Origin of the sequence: Enterococcus sp. DIV0806c, assembly GCF_051710905.1 — a bacterium.
Taxonomy (GTDB): domain Bacteria; phylum Bacillota; class Bacilli; order Lactobacillales; family Enterococcaceae; genus Enterococcus_B; species Enterococcus_B mundtii.
Genome location: NZ_JBIOLO010000002.1, coordinates 106,299 through 127,135, shown reverse-complemented (window position 1 = coordinate 127,135; position 20,837 = coordinate 106,299). Strand labels below are relative to the sequence as shown.

Sequence of the window (20,837 nt, the reverse complement as noted above, 5' to 3'; positions counted from 1 at the left end):
CATCCAACGAGTCGCTTATGATTACCATAACTTTCTAAATTCCTATGAATATTTTTCCTTGATCTAGGGCTTATTTGCCAAAATCAATTCAGAACAAAAAATAATCAATCGAAGTTTATTTCTGCTTCGATTGATTAATGGCGAAATTCTTTTAATTGAACTCACTAATATTTCTTGTGTTTTTTTGATTTCGCTATCTTGCATTTTAGATTATATGTTCCTTGCATTCCTTAATTTAACGCGATTAGTAATGCACACCTATATTCATAGATTCCTTCACTTGTCCATATATTGAATTTCAGCATGACATACTTCATCATATTGAAGCTTCTGATTTCCTATAGAAATCTTAAATTAGATTTTTGTGTTTAACTTAAGAGGCTCACTACATTTTTATTTATTATTTTTCACTTATTTCGATTGATTTTGTCTTCCAAATTCTAATTCCTTTATCAATTTCAGTAACTATTAACACGCATATTCCTGCAAGAATTGTTACTACCCATTCTAAAACTGTCAGTCCTTCTGTATAAAAAGCTACTTGCATAAACGGAACGTACGTAAGAATCACTTGGAGCACCAACATAATTCCAATAATAATAAACGCCATCGGATTTGAAAAAAAAACTTTTGAGAAAGCTGGTTTGGCAGTTCTAATATTAAATAAATAGAAAATTTTGCACATGACAATGATATTCACCATCATTGTACTGGCTGTTGCTTGATTAGCTCCTTCGCTAATTAGCCATTCATAAGAAAATAAACTAATTAACGCGATTAACACTGATACGTATGCCATCTGAAAAATATCATGGCTGTTTAATAATGAACCACCTGTTTTTCTTGGTTTTCTATTCATAATACCTGATTCTGCAGGTTCAAATATGAACGCAAATTGAATAGTAATAGCCGAAATCATGTTAATCCATAATAACTGAGTTGGTTGTAACGGTAGGTCTCTTTGCATCATAATAGTAAAAGCAATAATTAAGCCCTCTGCAAAAGATGTGGGTAATAAAAATAAAATACTCTTTTTGATATTGTCATAAATTCTACGACCCTCTAGAATAGCAACAGACATTGTTGAAAAATTATCATTTGTCAAAATCATATCTGCGGAGTCTTTCGCAACATCTGTTCCTTTAATACCCATTGCTACACCAATATCAGCTCTTTTTAACGCAGGCGCATCATTCACTCCGTCTCCTGTCATAGCAGTTACTTTTCCGTTTTTCTGAAGTGCCTCCACTATTTCTAATTTATTCTTTGGTGTAGTACGAGCAAAAACTTGATGATTTAAAACAACATTTTCCAATTGTTCAGATGATAATTCATCGATTTCCGGGCCTGTAATAACATTAATTTCTGATGCCAGTCCTAATTTTTCAGCAATAGATCTAGCCGTTATTGGATGATCACCAGTAATCATTTTTACATCTACACCTGCTTTTCTCATATCTGCTAATGATCCAATGACTTCTTCACGGGGTGGATCTATAATTCCTGCTAAACCAATAAGAGAAATCCCATCAAGTAATAAATCATGTGTTACTTCATCTATACATGATGAAACTTTCTTATACCCAACTGCAACTACTCGTTTGCCTTGTTCAGACAAGCCTTGGACAAGATGGTTCCATTTTTCTAATGGAAAATCCTCATCTATCGATTGAGACATAGGAAATAATTTATCTGGAGAACCTTTGATGAAGAGAATATGCTCTCCTTTTTTATTTTCTACTAATTTTGCTATATAACGGTAATCAGAATCAAAGGGCAATATGTCAAGTTCTTTGAAATCGGGGTGTTGATTATAGGAAAATATTTTGTGATATAGGGTTAAAAACGATCCGTCTGTTGGTTCTCCGTTAATCCCCCAAATACCATCATTATGAGTTAATACAGTATCATTAGCCTCGAATCCGGCTTCCAAAAATAGTTTTAAACGTGGTGTTAGTTCTGCTGGTGAACCATTCTCCATAATCTTACCTTCAGGTTCATATCCATTTCCGGAAACTTGGTAATGCCTCTCATCGATTAAAATGTCGGTAACAGTCATTTCATTTTTAGTTAATGTTCCTGTTTTATCGGTAGCAATTACATCTACAGATCCAAGTGTTTCTACTGCAGGCAAAGTCTTGACTATCGTATGTTTGTTCTTCGCCATATCACTAACACCCTTAGCTAAAGCAACAGATGTCGTAGCTGGTAAACCTTCTGGAATAGATCCTACGATCATTGTCACTACTGCTAAAGATAAAACTGATAATGAGTATGTTTCAAAAAATAAGCTGAATACAAATAGAAAGATAGCTACGCTCATTATCACATAGGTAATTCCTTTACCTAATCCATCGATTTCTTGCATCAAAGGAGTTTTTCTTTCAATTACATCATTCACTTCTCTTGATATTTTACCTATCTCCGTATTGTCCCCAATTGCAATCACCACACCTAAACCACTCCCATTAGTTACTGAAGTGGAAGCATATGCTATATTTATACGCTCAGCTAACGGTGTTTTCCCATTAAATAAAGGTTCTGATATTTTTTCAACCGAATCTGCTTCACCAGTCAAGGCAGACTCTTGAATTCTTAGATTGTCAGTATCAACAACTCTTAAATCTGCGGGTATATTATCCCCAGCTTCTAAGAAAACAACATCCCCAACGACTAGTTCCTCAGCGGGGATATCTATTCTACTTCCACCTCTATAAACTGTTGTTTCAGAAGACAGCATCTCTTTAATTCTTTCTAATGCATCTGATGCATTAGACTCTTGGTAATACCCTATCAACGCGTTAATCACAACTACTATTCCAATGATTATAGCATCTGAGTAGTGCCTCATAAAGAAAGTTAATAATGCTGAAAAAATTAAGATATAAATAATCAGGTTGTTAAACTGTTTGATTAATAATTTCCATTTAGGCGTTTTTTTATTTTTTAATTTATTTGGACCATTTTCTTTTAATCGCTGATCCGCAATTTCTTTATCTAACCCTTTTTCTAAATCATCTAATCCATATTTTTTTTTAATTTCAGATATAGTTAATAGATAGTCTAAATTATACATTTAATTTTCCTCATATTCATTGAATTTTTTATACACAAATAGGCACCTTGCCATTTTGACCTGACGACGCGCTAATGTAAAAACTATTCTTTTAAATAATAAGGAACTGTAAGAAAAACCGTCGAATCACTTTCGTCCGGACTATCTGACAATATTATCACACCTCCACATTCAAATTAAAACATAATGCTATCAAAGAACATATAAATTGTCAAATATCAGCTGATTTATTTAAGTGACTGACTTAGAGAAGTTTTTATAAAACAATTCAAAGTTACAATATTATAATTATAAAAATTTAATATGCACTTTGCTTCCAAAGGTCTTCTCATAAGTTTTTGATATTTTCTTGCTGTTATTCAACCATTTAAGTTGTACAGGAATTAGTGATTTTATGAACATTTAATATTCATACATAAATATATAAAAATTGCGTTACTTAGTTTCGTATAGAAATTTTATAAAAAAGGAGTAGTATCATTGCTGTTACAAAATCTATATTACAAGGAAGTTCTGTAGTAATTACTCATACACCAAATAAAGGAAAAAACTTTATATACCTAAGAATAGCAGCGTTGTATATTTTGATGATGGAACACTCAACAAAGCTAACGTCACAAAAGCGATCAACGATTGAATTACTTCAAAAATCGACACGTGCCTACTCGCTTCAAGAAATAAAGCTATGAACCAGTAACAATAAGATCATTGAGTTCCATACATAAATCAACTTTCTAATTTTTTGAAACCTATTTTTCTAAAAATATTCCATTTGAATTTTTTTATTTAGAAAATTCTTTTCAATACAAATTTGATTTTATCTTCTTAAAAAAATAATATTGATCACTAAATCACAATATTTACTAAGTGTTAATAGTGGCATGCTACTTCCATATTATGGTGAAATTTCTGTCAAATGAATTTTTGTCTGATGCATTTTCCCATAACTAATTATAGTTGATTTTTCTAAAATTAGAAATCAGCTAACATAACAGGTATCTATACATACTCTATTACTTCATAATCTGATTTATTCTCTATTGTTTCAAAACCATTCTTGTCATATAAAATATATTCAAAACCTTCATTTTTCTTGACGATTACATATTTTTTCTTTTCACTATTCTTATCCTTAGCTAGCTGAACTTCTTCATAGATAACTTTTAAATCCACATTATGTGCTACAGCATTGCCTCTGTTAAAAAAAAATCGATTCTTCCATTAAGAGTCCCCTTTTCTAATATCTTACCTTTAATATTGAATTAAATTTACTATCTTTAATTTTCTTTATTTCGTATGCTATTTCCAATTCTCCATTCGTAAATGAATTACATATAATTACATATAATTACCCGTATTACCTGCCTATTTAACTTTAGATGTATCTTCTACAAAGAATAAACTGACTACCTTCATAATTTATTTTTTTGTTAGGTACAAACATAATTAGCTCTTCAGTATTTTTAAATATATTATTCATTATGTCAACAGTACAAAAAGGCCTTAGAACAAGGATAATGACTTCTTGAAAAATTTCTCTCTGAAAAAAAGTTGATAAGATTATTTTTTCCTTTTATGTGAATATCCGTGATACTTGAAAAGAATATAATATTCCTTACGAACCATAACACACTCATAGTTGTACTTATTGTTTCCCCTCCACATTGTGGGTCATAATACCACTTTTCCAGAAGATTTTAAACGCTCTCAATGATATTTAAAAGTAGAACTAATTTTATTTTAATATTTATCCATTGAATTTCATCACATGTGTTACTTCACTATTTTAAATGGCATAATTTTTAAGTATTAATTGATAAAAACTACTAACTTTTCTTGGTAGCTTCTCTTCTAGAGTCTTATCTTTCCAAAATCAAGTTTCGCTCACTTCCGGCAAATAGAGCGAATAAATGAAGTTTAAGTTGACCCGTGGAACTGGATTTATTAATCGTTAGATTTTCTTGAGGCCTTGGAAACTGACACCTCGTTTATTCAATCGATTTACAATTTCCATATTTATTTCTAAACGAACCAAACACTAAACAATAAGTATATCTCCAGAACGAATAAAATCAATGACCATTTCCAATTCTGGTGGATTACTTTTTACCACTCATAAGATCGGTAAAAATTTTCTCACGTTCAAATTTATTTAAACTAACTTCCTGAAAATTTAAATTTTGTAATCCGTTAGATACCCGATCGTATGCTACTTTAAAAATTACTCTTAACTAAAATCCATTGTAATATAACTTTATCCATATGGTTTAATGGAACATACATTTTGTTATAGGCTTATGAGCATAACCGATTTTCTGAACACTTTAAACAGAGATAATCATCTGATTTATAAAATCGAATTAAATTTTGCTAAATCAATAGGGTATTGACTCATTTTAAAAATTAAAGTTTTTTCTAATATTTCTTGCTATTCAATTTAATCTTTATACGAGCGTATGATAAGTTAATTTTATCTAGTTTGTGAAGCCATGCTCATATTATTCGTCGCCAGAACTAACCTCTGGTTCTATGTACAACTCCAGGCTAAATTCAGCGGTTTCATAAGGCGGCTCTTCTTTATGGATACGATTATACCGTTGCTTAAATTTACGAAAAGCAAAAATCACGATAACTTTCCCAATCGCATATAGTGGAATTCCAAAAATCAATCCAACTAATCCAAACAACTCTCCCATGATCCATAAGACAAAGATAATGGTTACTGGATGAATGACCATATGTCTTCCCATTACTTGAGGTTCTATAAGTTCTCCATTCAATAGTTGAACAACCACCCATACGATGCATAACTGTAAAAACATTGCTGGAGAAGTCATCAATGCAATGACTGCACATGGAAAGAACGCCACGATGGGTCCAATGTAGGGTACAATAGCTGTCAATCCGACCACACAAGCTAGACTTCCAGAAAAAGGCATACCCATCAACAAAAAGCCTAAAAAAGTTAAGCTACCAATGATGATACAAACAATCAGTTGTCCTTTCAAATATGCTCCTACCTGATCGTCCATTGTCCGAATCACTTCTTTGATGTCTTTACGATATTTTGGAGGGAAGATACCTAATAAATAATAGATAAACTTTTGATCATTTTTCAACAAAAAGAAGGTGATTACTGGTACTGTCAGCATCAATAAAAGTCCATGGGTAATTGTAGAAAAAATCGTGGTCGCACCAAAAATAATATTTTTTAAATAACCATCTACATTATTTGATGCTTGTCTGACCCATAGAGTAAATATATCCGAAACCTCATGAAATATTTCTCCATAACGTGTATCCTCTAACAAACTTTCCATAACTTTCTCTACCTCCATAAGATAATTTGGAAAATTATCTATAAGGCGTTCTATTTGTTGAATCAATAATGGCAAGACTAGAGTGAGGCACAACAAGAAACTGGCACAAATCATAAACAATGTCACCAGAATACTAGCTACTTTGGATAAAGAAAAACGTTCGAGTAATTTTACGATCGGTTTCAGAACAAAATAGAGGACTAATGTCATAACAAGAGGTGAAAATAGCACTTGACATATAATTACGAATGGTTCTAATAGAAAGGAGAGTTTACTAAAGACCAATAGAGTCCCTCCTACACCGAATGCAAGCAACAAAACAAATAATGATGTTTTTCCGCCTAATAATCGAACTAATGGACTTTCTTTTTTCATTTTCTCCTCCTCTTACTACCATCATAAAATATTATCTATATAACTGTCGCTTACTTTTTAAATAACGCTAAAAGTTCTCTCCTTGAAGAACAAAATGATTGTGCAACTCATTTATATACTCCAACTCTCCGTAATAAATATTTCCTACTAGATCAAATAAAGTTAATTCTGAAACAAAATTTTGTATTGTTCTTCCTACCATAGGAAATAACTTTACCATACATTTAAGTTATACTCTATTATTTTATCATAGGTCAAATTCATTCTGATTCTCATTTCCCTTAATAAATACCTATAGATCCATTAATTTTATATGTTGAAATCAAATTCATTTTATTTTGGTATAAGAAAATAAATAAGCGCAGACTATATAAGCTAACCTGATTTTCTATTTACTTTGCCTTAGATCATATGGTTCGCTTCTTTCAACAAATTAAATGATAAAAGAAAGCAAAAAGGAGTGACTATTATACTAGTTATATTTAGAAGTAATCTTAAAAGTCATGCCATCATAAGAACTATTATTATGTAATTTTAAGATTAACTACATCAATGAATCCAATTGTTTTTTATTTTATTGGATATGTTCTTGTAAGTTATTTAACATTTATCAGATTAAACATTATGCTGGAAAACTTTAATAAGAAATATGAGACTGGGCATATGAGTTTAGGACTATTTAGCGGCATGTTTTTTCTTATTCCAGCGGCTGTCATTTTATTATTTCCAGCAAAGATCACTTCTGCGCTGTCTATTTTACTTGGTTGAGCAATCAATTCAAATGATGTTTTTCAAATAGTATTAGGTTAGAGCTAAACACGAAATCCGTAATGCGGATTGTTTATAGCCCTACTCTAATTATTAGCGGAGCTTTTCTATTGTTTAATTACTTTGCTAGCTTATTGATTAATACTTCAAGTTTTTGGGATCACTTTGATTGTGATGAGACTATATAAATATTTATCTGAACTTAATTAAGTGAGTTGCCTATAATGTTATAAAAATAAGAAAAGACTCAAAAAGGCTCTGAGTACCTAAATACTTTCGATTAACTAATAATGATCTTTTGCAGAATAGATAAAGATTGACTAATTTGCAACTCTATTATCATTCTGTGTCCATCTGTAATTCTTCTTGATCATTTTTCTGTTAAATCGTACTACAATGGCTCAGATTTTCTTAACCCAGAAAAGAGAGAGCACTTAATATCCTTTATCAATTTGTTAATTTTTTTATGTAGCTTTTATTTTACTTACTCATCCTAATAAAGATAGTGATCCTAACGATTATTCGACTAGGCCTTATTCATCAGATTCAGCCTCGATTAAGCCATGTATTTTAACAGTACTTTTAGAAAATTGTTCATCTCCTTAACAAATTTTTCCATAATATAGTTATTAAATATTCGTCTATATCTAACATTATACTGTTAGCTCATCTTTTTCCAATAAGGTATAATCTGTTGGACCTTCTTTAATTAACATTTAACGGAACTTCATTAAATAAGCTGCTAAGGGAATAATAAAAAAAGATCAAAAACTTTTAATTTTGACCACACAAACGATCTGAGTAGGAAGCTATACTCACATTTTTAACTAAAAGATTATTTAGTGGCGTTTATTGAGCTGAAAAAAATTCGTTTCTAGGAGAATGCTTATCAAAAAGAGTGTTCAAAAAGCATTTTTTTGAACACTCTACAAAATCTTTTTCCTAACGATTGGGACGATCCCCCATTGATCCATCATAAAACATTAAAAATCATGGAATGTTTCGGCTCCATACTGTGATCATACCCGCACAGTTCTTTGAAATAGGTGCGATAATCCGTTTCAACCATTCGAATGATTTCCTCATTTGAAAAATCATCAAAGACAATCAATTCCGAAACAATTCCTAGCTTCGCATCGATCCCTAAGATCTCTGGCCAGGCTTGCCAAAAATTATCTTGTGAGAGTTGTGCAATGAGGGTCTCCAATCGGTCCGTTTGCGTGTGTAAATAGTCCTTTAGGACTGGGCTTTCTCGTTTTCCTACTGCTTCAAAAGTTTTCTGAAAGCCCTGTAAATAGGCCTCCTTTGTCGTAAATCCTGTCATCCTTCTCTTCCTTCTTTCTTTTACAAAACGATCCGATCGATCAATGGATTCAACTGATGTTTGACCCGTGCCCAATCTTGATCGGTGGGGATACTGTTCATCAGAACATACTCCGTTTTAAGCGCATAGTCTAAAAGGTACGGGCGGTAGTTTGTCACAATCAAATCAATCTGTTCGTCATTCAAGCGTTCTTGCGTCAACTCCTGCAGTGGAATGAAGAGTAAGTGATTATGCGCGCTCAAAAGTTCTCGGGCTTGTAGCCGGATTGATTGAACCACTAAATAATCACCTTCTAATAAAAACAAAACCTGTTTGACGGGTTGGTAATAACGAAACAACATGTCCATGTATAACGTAAAACTGACCGCCACGTCTTCAACGGTAGTTGCGGAAAAAGGGAGGATCTGTGCATGCGTTTGTAAGAAGTAGGCATTGATCTCATAGATTTGCCCATAGGTTTCTTTAACCATCTGACGAACTTCCACTAATTCTTTATTTAAAACTGGACTTAGCGCTTCATTCATCAGACGTGAGACCAAAAACGACGTCATAAATCCCCCTAACGTGTCGGTAGCCCATTGGTCAAAGAAGGGATCCGACAGATAATCTGATACCACTTGTTCGAGGCCGTCCCACTGGTTGAATCGTTGACTGAATGTGCGTTCTTGATCCACACGATGGATCGTTCGCTTAGAAATGACCGATAGATGGACCCAAGCGAATTCTTCCTTTGGCAGATAGATCTCATATTCCTCATGGATCCTCGCTTGTAAAGAATAAAGTAGCTGAAAATCTTTTTCCTGATAATCGACGTTCTTTAACCCCTCAGGCAATGAAATAAACTGGTGTTGTTTGACGCGAACCATCGTGATATACAGATGGTAATAAAAAGCAGAAACGGTCGTCCCTGTCCCCAACTCATAACTCCCCAGTTTGCTAGATAGTTCGTCTAGAACCAATGCATGCAGCCCTTCAGGTGGACGAATCGTAAAGGGGGTCTGTTCACTACTGTAATAAAAATCAAAAAAGAACTTGCGGATATTGATTTCTTCCCCTACAACATTCACAGGGGTAAGGGTCAATGATAGGCCATATTCAGCCAAGATCGGTTCAATTTTCACTAAAAATCGACGCAGTGTACTTTCTGCGTAACTGTACTGGTGTGCCAAGTCAGCCAATGCGACAGGTTCTCCGTAAAAAACCGTCCCAACAATCTCAAGGAGAACTTCGTTCTCTAACAGCTGTTCTTTCTTTTCTTGGTACCCTACTCGGTCACGTTCGTCAAAATGAAAACCGTTATACAGTGAAAGCAATTCAATGGTCTTCCCAAAGTAACTTTTGATTGCTTGAATATCTTTGACCATCGTTCGTTGGGAGATCATCAAGCGTTCACTCAACGCCACGATCGTAAAATGGTGTTCTCGTTCAATAATAGTCAAGATTCGCATCCATCGTCGAACCTCGGCATTTGTAATAAAAGCAATTTGTAATTCGCGCATCCCTATCTCCTCACTTTTTCCACTCGTTTTTTTTATACTACTTGTTAAGAATAACCAGACAATACCCGCTGAATCACTTCTTTGGTAGGAAATGTTGGCAATTGAATCTCCCCGGTAGAATTCAATTGTTGTGCTTGATTCGTTACTCGGATCTGTCGAAGGACTCCTAGGTGGTTCGCCAAAGAGGCATCGATAAAATGGAGGCCTCTTTCGTTCCCCGCTGCTTCCACTTCTGTTTTGATCCAATGCTTTAACGCTGAAGGACCCGTCAAGTCATAAGAAACAGCGATGGTATTACTGTATCGCTTTTTCTGGGCAGAAAACTGTCCCATGAACGTAGCTAACAACACGTCCTTCTTTCGGCTTTCCTGTATCTCTTCTTCAAGAGGTGGCAGTTGGAAGAACCTCTCCATCAAACAAAGCAAGGTATCAAACAGCTGATAGGCCAGCCCTTCGGGCTCATGTACTACCATGTACGACTCCTTTGTTGGTGAAAATGCTTGGATAAAAGCTTGTTGAGTCGAAGGGTTCAGAAATTGGTTTTCATCTAGGGAAAGCAAAAACAACGCCGCTTTTTCTGGATCTGGAAGTGCAAGGTTCACTTGTTGATCCAACGCCTGAACAAGTGCCGCTTGTAGGTCTCTGTGTATGCCTTGATCCGGTAAAAAATAGCCTTGGTCGATCCGAAGTTGAATCAGTTTCAGCCATTGATTGAACAGCGTGGGGGCAAGATGCCAAGGACCTTCTTTAAAAGTTGCTTTTTCCTGATGCAGAGGACGAAGGTATTCCTGAAGAACGGTAGGGTACAAGGGCAAAGTAAAATAAAAATCATAGAGAAACTGGCGGATCCCCGCTTCTTTCCCACTCAATTGATTGGTTTTAGACCTGAGTTTTAGTCCATAATGCTTGGTTAGCACCGTTTGAAGCTGCCGCTTCATCCGCTGGAATCCTGTATTAGAAATCCCGAGGGCAGCGACCCACTGTTGATTGTCCAAACACTTTCCGGAAGCTAACTGATCCACAAAAAGAAAAAGCTTCTCTTCATCCAGTAGTGCTTGTTTCATCCTATAATACCCCTTCGGGTCAAGAAACGAAAAATGATAGCCCTTCCCATCCCCAATCAATTGAATCGTATCCCTAAAATAGACCTTGATCGCCTTCAGATCCTCTAGGATCGTTCGTCGGCCAAAGCCGGTTTGTTCGATCAGATTCTGGGCGATGACGTGTTCTTCTTCTTCTAAGGTGGCCAACAAAATCAGCCAACGCTTGGTCTTGGTAGTAAAGATCAACTGGTGAAATAAAGTGTGCATCTTTTTTCATTCCTTTCTACGAAGAAAAAGAAAAGAGCCGCAGCCCTTCTCTTTTTAGACTAATTGCCAGGAACAGCACTCAGTTCCCAGGTGAGTGTTGTTTCATAGGTGGTTGCTCTTGGATCCGCGGTTGGCGGCACTTCAAGTGCCACACTTTCGCTTGCACTTTCACCATCACCAAACCGATAGACCCACGTTCCTGCGCCTTGACCATCGAGCGCGGTCAAAAGATCGGTCTTTTCCCCAGGAATTAAGGTAACACCGTCTGGATTATGCAACATGGGTTCACCCATCCCTTGGACGGAAGCAAATTGTTGGTTGGTCAACATCAAGCGTGCGCCTCGTAATTCATTTTCCTGTAGATCTGTAAACTGACTGTTTTGTGTGACCGCTAACTGCCAACCACGCCGCGCATCTTCTGGCCGTCGATCACTGACTTGGATGTAGTTGGGGCGTTCTTCGGCATCATTGACGGTCCCGTCAGGATTTAACAGGCGTTGCGGTTGCGCATAATAGCGCTTTGTCTGCGCAGAAATGCCTTGTTTTCCGAAAGAAAAGCGTGACGCAAAGTCAATACTTAAGGCACCTTGATCTTCTGGAAGTTCTGGTGGATTTTCTGGGTCAACTTCTTTATCCGGTGCTAATGGATCCACAGGTGAAACAGGATCAAGAGCATCTTTCGCGTAAACGTAAGTAACGGTCTGGTCCTCTTCGGTAAATCGTCCTGATGCATTTTTGGGTACTTCAGTTAAAGTGTACCCGTCAATTTCTTTCGCCTTAGTCTCGTATTCTTCCTCAATCAGTCCGTGGATAATCTCTGGTTCTGCCAGTTCCTTTCGAGTGTTATCGACATATTCAACCGTTATGTCTCCCCCTTGTTTCTTTTGATAGACTGCTTGTACAACTGTATCAGCAGTCCCCATTGTAAAAGTAGTCGTTGCATTTGTTTCATCTGCAATACTACTCCCTACTCCTGAAACAACTTCCCAACGAACAAAATTAAATGTTTCAGTTGGGTTTGCGTGAAGTGTGGTGGACTCACCTTGAGTAATCGTTGTTGTTTCTGCCGTAGGGTTTCCCCCATCAAGAGGGATTGCTTCTAATAAAAGTGCATAAGAAGGACGTGGGGGTGGTACGAATCCATCTGAAGCTGATGCTCCTACAGTTATTGATCGATAATCAACTAAATTATGATTAGCCAAATATCTTTCAGAAAAGTCATTCGGATCACTAGTACTGGAATTTACTATTGAACCGTTTACTCCAGTTATTTCGGCAACAACTGAATTCCAAGGAACTCTATAGGTTGTTAAATGCGCAACGCTTGGATTACTAGGTACTGATACATTGATACGGCCACCCATCATAACATTGTTAATACTTTGACCTGTACGCGAAAAGGTTATTGTAGAATTAGTATCTGAAGATATTGGAGGAATCCAATTATTCGAAGCACTATTACTTCCAACGACTACTCCACCCTGGTGAAGTTCAAACCTAGAATTATTACTTAGCCTAACAGGTGATACTGCCACCTGATTATAGATAATTTTTCTTTGATCAAAACCAAAAAAAAACGCTGTCGATCTATCATTGAGTGCTACTGCAGGAGAGTTTCTTCTATTTAAAATCGTTGTCCTCTCAGTTATCTCAAAAGTGGAAGCTTTATCTAGATCTATTAACGGTTGGCTTCCAGAACTTTCGGATTCGATGGTCGTCCTTCTCATATTCAACGTAGAATTTTCTAGTTGTAAGCTGTTTCCCGAAGTTCCCATGTTAATTGAAGCATTCCGGCCAGGGGCCACATTAGAACCTATTGTTCTGTAAGAATTATTAAGTTTATTTAATGAACTCCCTAGGATTGAAGAAGAGTAACTAAAACTTTCCTCAATTCTAATATCTACCATCCATGCGCTATTATTCCAAGCAGAACGAAATTGTGACCAATTTCTTACGTTAGCAGTTGCTGTTGTATTACGTTTTTGATCAGTTATTTCTGCTAAAATCCGCTTTTCCTCGGCCGCAATGACTTCTTCTGAGATTGATAGGTTCTTCTCAGCTGCAATGACTGGTTGAACTGCAACGGGAATATCACTCATCACTTCTGCATCTTGACTTTCAAGTGGCGGCTCTTTGAAATCAGTATTTTCTTGATCCTTTATATCAGAAGATTTCTGGTCCTCTGATTTTAGAGTGCTTTCCTCTACTTCTAAATAGAAATGATCCGCGTCATGATCGACAGTCAAGAAGTAGTTTCCCGCTGTCTCAAACACCACAGGAAGAGTAAATTCTGTTTGTTGTCCTTCGGTGTGAAGCGTCCAGTACTCTCCATGGGAATGCGTGATGGACTCCCCATCAGAAAAATAACTTGCCAATACTTGGCCTTCCTTCGGTATCCGTACTAGAACCTCATCTGCAGGATAGGTACTTGTAAAACGTAAGATAACCGGTTGATTTGTGCCTGTCCGAGAAGTCTTTTCTACAAATGAAAACTCTTGAACTGCTGGTGGTGCTTCCTCGACCGGTGTAACAGTATTGGTACTCATTGCTACATAATCTGGTAGATGACTGCGAAAAGCAGTGAGTGCCTGCTCATCTACTGGTCCATTCGTTTCTGCATAGACCTGACTGATAGTAACGGGTACCCATTGTGCTAATAGTAAAAGAGTCGTGCATACTACAACGTATTTGCGAATGTTCACTCTAAATCCCTCCTACTCTTTTTGCTTTTTTTCTTGCTTTCTTTTCTTTAAAACGAAGTAAAGCAGGATGATGACCAATAGAATCAATAAACTGATGGTTCCGATCACCCACCAATTTGGACTGTTGTCGATCATGACGTCTTCTCGGTTCAACTTACGTGCATCGTCGGCATCGATCGTAAACTCACGTGTCCAAGACCATTCATTTTCTCCAGAAGTCGCTGTTAATTCTAAGACATAGTTCCCGCTGCGAAAGCGATCTCCTTCTAAGGAAATCGGAAAATTAAAGTTCGAATTTGGCGCCATTTGCATCATTTCTTTGCTGGCCTTATAGAGAACCTCGTTCTCCCCTGCTCGTTTCACGGTAGCTTCCACCGCCAATTGATTGACAAAAGTAGGCGTAAAGTTTTGCAAAGTGGCGCTGATCACATTGCGATAATTCAATTGATCCGCAAACACATCCAATAGTTCCAACTCCGGTTGCACCGAGTCTCGCGTATTACTGACGACCACACCAACTACATGGGCAAACTCATTCTTGATCGCTACACCTTCTCCTTCTGGAGCTTCACTTTCTTCCTCTTCTTTGACTTCGGTGATCCGTAAACCACCGGCTAAATACCCTTCAAAGGCGTCTTTAGGCATTTGAAGAGGAATTTCTATAATCTTTGTTTCATTTCCAACTAATGTAATGACCTCCGAAGGAGTCATCAGTTCATCCAAGGAGTGGATCAAGGTCGGATCCGCTTCTTCGGCATCTTTGCCATACTCGACATTTCCCAAGGTATTCGTATAAGCCGTATGTGGTGTCACCTGCACGTTAATTGGTTCTGAACTGGAATTACCAACTTTCAGCTGCAAGTTCTCTTTTTGATTAGGAGCGAGTAGTAGCTCGTAATAGCCTTTACTTTCATCGACTTGACTTTCTGGGAAAAGCGGGGTGACATGTGTATTTAAGGCCGTCTCTTCGGCTTGGGCTGAAACGGGCAAGAAAAAGAAAAACACCGCTAGGAGCCACAGCCCACTTTGAATCGATCGTTTGTGTCTCATTTGTCATAATCCTTTCTAAAAAAAGCAGCGCCACAGAAATCTGTAACGCTGCCAGTAACTAATGGAACATGGAAATGGTTACTTCTTAAACCTCATCAGGCTCATTATCAGGTGTTAGTTCTAATTCCCATGTCAATGTAGAGGTATACGTTACTGCATCTTTGGCGGTCGAGCCAGGAACAAACAGTTGGATTGCCTCATTTTCTACAACCGCTACCCCATCTTCTACTTGTTTTGCGATCGCGTCATGGTCTCCCCAAACAGTCGTCGAGGTTCCACTCCCTTTTTTAGCTGCTGCCGTCATAATTGGCACTGCATCATTGTTTGGAATCAATTCTAACCCGCTTGAGTGAATAGCAGGCGCCTGATCTGCATCGTCAACACTGTAAAGAAGGGTTGGATCGAATAACGTGATTTTCGCACCTTTTAATACGTTATTTAGGGTATCCGTAGGGGCTTGGAATTCAGTTAAGCTAACACTTAGTTCCCATCCCTCGTTCGTTCCGCGAGTATCTTGGACTTGTGCCAAACTCACATAAGGCACCTTGTTTTCTTCACCAGTTGTTCCTGTTTTTTGTTGTCTTTCAGCGACCATGTTGTAATTCTTATCTGTCGTCGAGATAATTTGTGAACCAAAGTTCATCGTTGGCACGGTTGCAATGGTTAATGGTCCTGTATTGTTTCCGTCCGGATCTACGATTGCTGGGATATCAACCCCTGGCCCCTCATCTCCAGGATCAACGATCGTATCGTCATTACTAGGTGTGAAAGTGATCTGACCATCAGTAGTTGCTTTACGGACTTCTTTTGTCGCCTCTGGCTGCTCTTCTTCAGCGAAGACTTGTACGCCTCCGGCAAAGATCGTGGTTGATAATGCGGCTACAGTTGCTAAACGGATAAATTTCATACTTAAATTCCTACTTTCATTTAATTGTTTTTTGTGTTGCTTTTCTTCTTTTGTACCCTAAAACTAATAAAACACTTGCCACTAAGAAACTGCCAACCCATAGCCCGAGTGGGCTACTGATCGTATTGGTTTGCGGCAAAGTGCCACCTGGCTTTTGTGGGCTGGTGCTAGGGGGTGGATCTGGTGAACCGATTGGTTCATAGGCCCCAGTAAATCCAATCGATCCTTCTGACTCGACGGATTGGATCTCTGTACCGTAAACCAATAGCGGAAACTGCATCGCTATTATTAGGACACAAAGTGCAATCATCTGACCAACCGTTTTTCGCATCTTCCCTCCTCCTTTAATGTTTCTCTCAAAACTCTTCGTTTTTAAGGAAACTACAAAAAAGACATCTGATCGCATCAGATGTCTTGAAAAAGTGATTAGATTAGACTTTCTATCCCAAGTGATAAATAACAAATAATCATTCTTAAAAACGAAGGTTTTTGATAAAAACGATTAAACAAATAAGGCTCAACTTGTGGCCTTCCTTGCATCTTCTAGATTACAAGATTCTCACCGAAATAAATAATCAAAATTTTCACTTCGACATGCAAATTTAAAATAACGACCGAAAAAACAAATCGGTTGAAGGTAATTTTACTAAATAGAAAAACTCCAGTTTTTTTGTAGTCACCACTATTCATCCTACTCAAAGATAATAAATCCCTTTAGATCAACACGACTAGCTTCAATATATTTTTCATTTCGCTTTTCTGTAAGCTTAATATGCTGTTTCTTGCATTGACTATAATCCTAGTGTTATAATTACTCTTTACAAATCAGAAACAAGGACTATCTTAAGTACGAATTAAGATAGTCCTTGTTTCTGTGCTTTCTCCTTGAAACGGTAAATCATCGTCTGAAATTTCAATTGCTGCACCTTCAGAATTTTAATCACTTAAACTCTCTGACCTTCCTTGTTTTCATAACTTCTTGATTAAAGAGGGCCAAAAATTCCTGGTAAGAACCTGTCACTTTTCTAGATGATTGGCAAAAATTTTCAGTGCTAAATGATAAAGGCAACTAATTTTTCTGGGTAGATTTTTAAATATCTATCAATAAATTATCCTTTTGTTACTTATACAAAATATCATGAAAATTATTCCTAAGTAAAAAATTCTTTATTTTATATAAATACCTCATCAATTTATCACTAAAAATCAATTGACTTTTGTTGCTCTTATCGACTATGAATCTGTCAAATAAATCGGAAAATTTGTGTCATTTAAAAATAAAAGTAACTTCCAAGTTATATCACGAACACACAAAAAGACCAACCGGGTATACTCCAATGTCATTAAGTTAAGAAAAAAATAAAGCAGGAAAACAATTAAGTCTTCCCGCTTTATTTTTTCTATGTAAAAGGACACTCTCTTGATACAATTATTTTAACAATAATAAAACGTCATAGCGTTACGTATTCTGGAGGTGCCCTTATGTCTAATACTAGCAACATTTCATCCACACTTCAAGCAGCTCATAAAATCAAACAAAATTTAGAAGATCAAATTCGCTGTATTACAAATCAACCTGAAATTTTTGCTCAATCTCCGCTTGATTTTCACGAAATAGAAAATTATCTTTTGAGACAACGATCAAAATTATTCTCTCTTTCGGTGGACAAAGTCTTTCTAGTGAATTACTCTCTTACTTTGATTTTACACTTCAAACGCCAATTGCTTCCGCATTTGTACAGGCTCGAAGTAAATAAAGAGTAAAGCTTTCAAACAACTCTTCTAGCGAACCATTCCTTCAAGTAACCAAAACAAGCAATATAAAGGGTACCAACTATTGGCTCATGATGGCTCCGATATTAATATTCCTTATGATGAAAATGATCCTGAATCCCATTACACCATCGGAAAGTTTGATAAACCTGTAGGCTCTTTTCATCTCAATGCTTTATATGACCCATTAAATAAATACTATGCATCGGTAAACTTCCAAAAAATTAGACAGCTAGACGAACGGAGCAGTTTGTGCCAAATGGTTGATGAGTTTACTTTTGAAAAGCCGACAATTATTATTGCAGATCGTGGTCATGAGTCATTTAACGTGTACGAACATATTAGAAAAAGTGGTCAAAAATTCGCGATTCGAGTAAAAGATACCAAAAGTAATGGCTTTCTTAAAGGACTTGGATTACCTCAAAAAGGAACATTTGATAAAGAGGTTAACCTTTGGTTAACAAGAAGACAGACCAATAAAATCAAAGCTGACAAAAGCTATCAATTTGTGCGTAAAAAAGCCCGCTTTGATTATCTCCCCCCCGATTCAAAAGAAAGCTATCCCGTTAGTATCAGAGTCGTTCGGATTAAGTTGAGTGAGCATAGTTATGAATCTTTAGTCACGAATCTTGATTCCTTCACTTTTAAAAGCGAAGATTTAAAAGTACTTTATCACTTACGCTGGGGAATTGAAACTTCCTTTAAAGAATTAAAATATGCCTTAGGATTAAACCAATTCCACTCAAAGAAACTAGAGTTTATTATTCAAGAAATTTACGCTCGTCTCATTATATACAATTTTTCAAAGGAAATTGCTCAGGTAGTGGCGTTATCAGCTCCTTTAAAGCAGTTCTATCAGCTTAATTTCACACAAGCTATAGGCATTTGTAAAAGATTTTTTCTTGATCAAACCGTCAATGTAGAAATTTTGATAAGAAGATATCTCCTCCCCATACGACAGAATCGGAGTAACCAGAGAAATATAACAAAAAAGAAATTTGTTGGTTTTTTATATCGTATTGCCTAATATTATAAATCGGACTATACCATATAAGGCGTTTTTTTGTGTTGCTTAAAAATATAAAATTGGTCAAGTTAATAAGAAAAAAGCGATATACTTGAGACTATTATTTATTTTTTTGTCTTAACTTAATGACATTGGGGTATACCCTGTTGGACTCTAAAAGAATATCTTTCTGACCTAACTAATTAAGCTACCGAAGGAGCTGTGAAATGAGTAGTAAAAAAAGAGTCAAAAACTATTGAGTTTATTCCCACTTTCTAAAATCTTTCTAGAATTCAACCTTCTAACTTTCAAGTTATTATAATTCAATTTGATTTACAAAAAGCTTGTCTAGAACCAAGAAGGTTCCTTGACAAGCTTTCGCTCAGTTTAATTTTCAGACATTTCGTAAGGCTTCATTAATGGGAGTCTCCCCATCACGCATTTTAATAATCTTATGAATTGTATTTTCAAATTTTAGAACTCCAGCAAGCGTGATAGCCACATTTTCAATCGAATTTTCGGCAATTTTACCATGATCTATGGTAATCTCTTGACTTCCTTTTTTATCTACTAAATTTGTCGGTTGTAAAATTGTATAGTCTAATTTAGTATTATGCACTAAGTAGGTATCTGCTAAAAACTTTGCGACATTGTAATCCGGAATCTCCTTTAGGCCTTTTTGTTTCCACTGTTCCGGTTCTAACGAAAATATTGAACTAAGCATGATAAAACGAGAAATACCATTAATTTCTGCTGCTTGCATGGTTTTTATCGCACCAAACACATCTGTCTGTAACAGATCTTTTCCACGTGAACCGGCAGTAAAGTATATAGTATCAACTTTACCTATAGTTTCACTAATTGAAGACAAATCCTCATGAAGATCTAAATAGACAGCAGAGATTTGTGGGTGTTTTCTTATGTTCTCTGGATGACGAGACCCCGCTATAATTTGGTGTCCTTCTATAACAAGCTGATCGATCAACTTGCTTGCAACACGTCCTGTAGAACCAACTATAAATATTTTCATAAAATCTTCCTCCATGTTTTTACTTACCTATCCAACATATCGTTTCACATATTGTAAATTAAGATTATATAAGTTTTATATTTTATATATATACGTCATTATAAAGGGATTGGCTTCTGTTTTTTTATTAATTAATAGATGTACACATGATTTATTATAACATATGGTTCTTTTTGTGGTCACAGTGATGGAAAGAACACACGATATTGCATCTGTAGCAATTGTGCTACATAAGTAGCACAAACATTAAAACAATAGGCCTTTCGGATATAGCTTAGTAAATTAGTGCCCGTTAGGGCGTATTGCCTAAAAAACTAATACTTTAGTCGCGGGATTGTCAGATAACATTAAATACCAACGAATGATTTGCTTCTTCACTTAAGCTATAACCACAGAGTTCCTTCAAATAAGTACGATAATCTTTTTCTGTTATCCGAATGATCTCTTCATCCGAAAAATCTTCAAAATTGAATTTAAGTAGCTCTGTGAGTAAGGATAGCCGTGCATCAATCCCCATAATTTCTGGCTCTAGTTGCCAAAAGTTTTCTTTTGATATCTGATCTAGTAACTCATCTAGTCGTTGAATCTGATTTGCTAGATAGTCATCTAGCTTTTTACTTTCTCTATTAGTTTGTTCAATTACTTTTTGAAAGCCATTAATGTATGCTGCTCTTGTTGTATATATAGACATTTCTTC

At 36.1% G+C, this 20,837-nt stretch carries 12 protein-coding genes and 3 pseudogenes; 1 reads left to right on the top strand and 14 read right to left on the bottom strand.

Features of this window, described 5'->3' with window-relative positions:
• Window positions 1–400: 400 nt before the first annotated feature.
• The 12 genes and pseudogenes from IGK77_RS15390 to IGK77_RS15335 all read right to left on the bottom strand — a co-directional run bounded on the left by IGK77_RS15390 (window position 401) and on the right by IGK77_RS15335 (window position 16,662).
• The gene (locus IGK77_RS15390) at window positions 401–3,076 is read right to left on the bottom strand and encodes an HAD-IC family P-type ATPase (RefSeq protein ID WP_438713315.1); all 2,676 of its coding nucleotides are present in this window, start codon (window positions 3,074–3,076) and stop codon (window positions 401–403) included.
• A 999-nt stretch (window positions 3,077–4,075) separates the two neighbouring features.
• Window positions 4,076–4,249: a hypothetical protein gene (locus IGK77_RS15385; RefSeq protein ID WP_438713314.1), complete on the bottom strand. Its 174-nt coding sequence runs from the start codon at window positions 4,247–4,249 to the stop codon at window positions 4,076–4,078.
• Window positions 4,250–4,938: 689 nt separating this feature from the next.
• A pseudogene (locus IGK77_RS15380) lies at window positions 4,939–5,298 on the bottom strand (recombinase family protein); the annotation flags it as partial.
• Window positions 5,299–5,574: 276 nt separating this feature from the next.
• Entirely contained in the window at window positions 5,575–6,771 is a 1,197-nt protein-coding gene (locus IGK77_RS15375) for an AI-2E family transporter (RefSeq protein ID WP_438713313.1), read from the bottom strand.
• 1,052 nt (window positions 6,772–7,823) lie between these two features.
• Window positions 7,824–8,005: pseudogene (locus IGK77_RS15370) on the bottom strand (Txe/YoeB family addiction module toxin); the annotation flags it as partial.
• A 507-nt stretch (window positions 8,006–8,512) separates the two neighbouring features.
• On the bottom strand, window positions 8,513–8,863 hold the full coding sequence (locus IGK77_RS15365; RefSeq protein WP_438713312.1) for a DUF7006 family protein: 351 nt from the start codon (window positions 8,861–8,863) through the stop codon (window positions 8,513–8,515).
• A gap of 20 nt (window positions 8,864–8,883) precedes the next feature.
• Window positions 8,884–10,362, bottom strand: coding sequence for a helix-turn-helix domain-containing protein (locus IGK77_RS15360; protein ID WP_438713311.1), 1,479 nt, complete (start codon window positions 10,360–10,362; stop codon window positions 8,884–8,886).
• Window positions 10,363–10,406: 44 nt separating this feature from the next.
• Window positions 10,407–11,672: a helix-turn-helix domain-containing protein gene (locus tag IGK77_RS15355; RefSeq protein WP_438713310.1), complete on the bottom strand. Its 1,266-nt coding sequence runs from the start codon at window positions 11,670–11,672 to the stop codon at window positions 10,407–10,409.
• Window positions 11,673–11,731: 59 nt separating this feature from the next.
• Window positions 11,732–14,374 carry a WxL domain-containing protein gene (locus IGK77_RS15350; RefSeq protein ID WP_438713309.1) on the bottom strand — a complete coding sequence of 881 codons (2,643 nt, stop codon included), beginning with the start codon at window positions 14,372–14,374 and terminating at the stop codon, window positions 11,732–11,734.
• A gap of 12 nt (window positions 14,375–14,386) precedes the next feature.
• Window positions 14,387–15,424, bottom strand: coding sequence for a DUF916 and DUF3324 domain-containing protein (locus IGK77_RS15345; RefSeq protein ID WP_438713308.1), 1,038 nt, complete (start codon window positions 15,422–15,424; stop codon window positions 14,387–14,389).
• A gap of 85 nt (window positions 15,425–15,509) precedes the next feature.
• The gene (locus IGK77_RS15340; RefSeq protein ID WP_438713307.1) at window positions 15,510–16,331 is read right to left on the bottom strand and encodes a WxL domain-containing protein; all 822 of its coding nucleotides are present in this window, start codon (window positions 16,329–16,331) and stop codon (window positions 15,510–15,512) included.
• A gap of 16 nt (window positions 16,332–16,347) precedes the next feature.
• Window positions 16,348–16,662: an LPXTG cell wall anchor domain-containing protein gene (locus IGK77_RS15335; protein ID WP_438713234.1), complete on the bottom strand. Its 315-nt coding sequence runs from the start codon at window positions 16,660–16,662 to the stop codon at window positions 16,348–16,350.
• Between the two features lie 1,151 nt (window positions 16,663–17,813).
• On the opposite strand from IGK77_RS15335, the pseudogene IGK77_RS15330 reads away from it, so the two are divergent.
• Window positions 17,814–19,131: pseudogene (locus IGK77_RS15330) on the top strand (IS4 family transposase).
• Window positions 19,132–19,504: 373 nt separating this feature from the next.
• Here the strand turns inward: IGK77_RS15330 and IGK77_RS15325 are convergent.
• Window positions 19,505–20,140 (bottom strand): NAD(P)H-binding protein, encoded by a 636-nt coding sequence (locus tag IGK77_RS15325; RefSeq protein ID WP_438713306.1) that lies wholly within the window; start codon window positions 20,138–20,140, stop codon window positions 19,505–19,507.
• A gap of 337 nt (window positions 20,141–20,477) precedes the next feature.
• Entirely contained in the window at window positions 20,478–20,831 is a 354-nt protein-coding gene (locus IGK77_RS15320) for a DUF7006 family protein (protein WP_438713305.1), read from the bottom strand.
• Window positions 20,832–20,837 lie beyond the last annotated feature (6 nt).

What these genes read in the sequence shown, in the direction of transcription:
- IGK77_RS15390 (WP_438713315.1), bottom strand. Translation starts at nt 3,076, where the DNA reads ATGTATAATTTAGACTATCTATTAACTATATCTGAAATTAAAAAAAAA.
- IGK77_RS15375 (WP_438713313.1), bottom strand. Translation starts at nt 6,771, where the DNA reads ATGAAAAAAGAAAGTCCATTAGTTCGATTATTAGGCGGAAAAACATCA.
- IGK77_RS15365 (WP_438713312.1), bottom strand. Translation starts at nt 8,863, where the DNA reads ATGACAGGATTTACGACAAAGGAGGCCTATTTACAGGGCTTTCAGAAA.
- IGK77_RS15360 (WP_438713311.1), bottom strand. Translation starts at nt 10,362, where the DNA reads ATGCGCGAATTACAAATTGCTTTTATTACAAATGCCGAGGTTCGACGA.
- IGK77_RS15355 (WP_438713310.1), bottom strand. Translation starts at nt 11,672, where the DNA reads ATGCACACTTTATTTCACCAGTTGATCTTTACTACCAAGACCAAGCGT.
- IGK77_RS15345 (WP_438713308.1), bottom strand. Translation starts at nt 15,424, where the DNA reads ATGAGACACAAACGATCGATTCAAAGTGGGCTGTGGCTCCTAGCGGTG.
- IGK77_RS15340 (WP_438713307.1), bottom strand. Translation starts at nt 16,331, where the DNA reads ATGAAATTTATCCGTTTAGCAACTGTAGCCGCATTATCAACCACGATC.
- IGK77_RS15335 (WP_438713234.1), bottom strand. Translation starts at nt 16,662, where the DNA reads ATGCGAAAAACGGTTGGTCAGATGATTGCACTTTGTGTCCTAATAATA.
- IGK77_RS15325 (WP_438713306.1), bottom strand. Translation starts at nt 20,140, where the DNA reads ATGAAAATATTTATAGTTGGTTCTACAGGACGTGTTGCAAGCAAGTTG.
- IGK77_RS15320 (WP_438713305.1), bottom strand. Translation starts at nt 20,831, where the DNA reads ATGTCTATATATACAACAAGAGCAGCATACATTAATGGCTTTCAAAAA.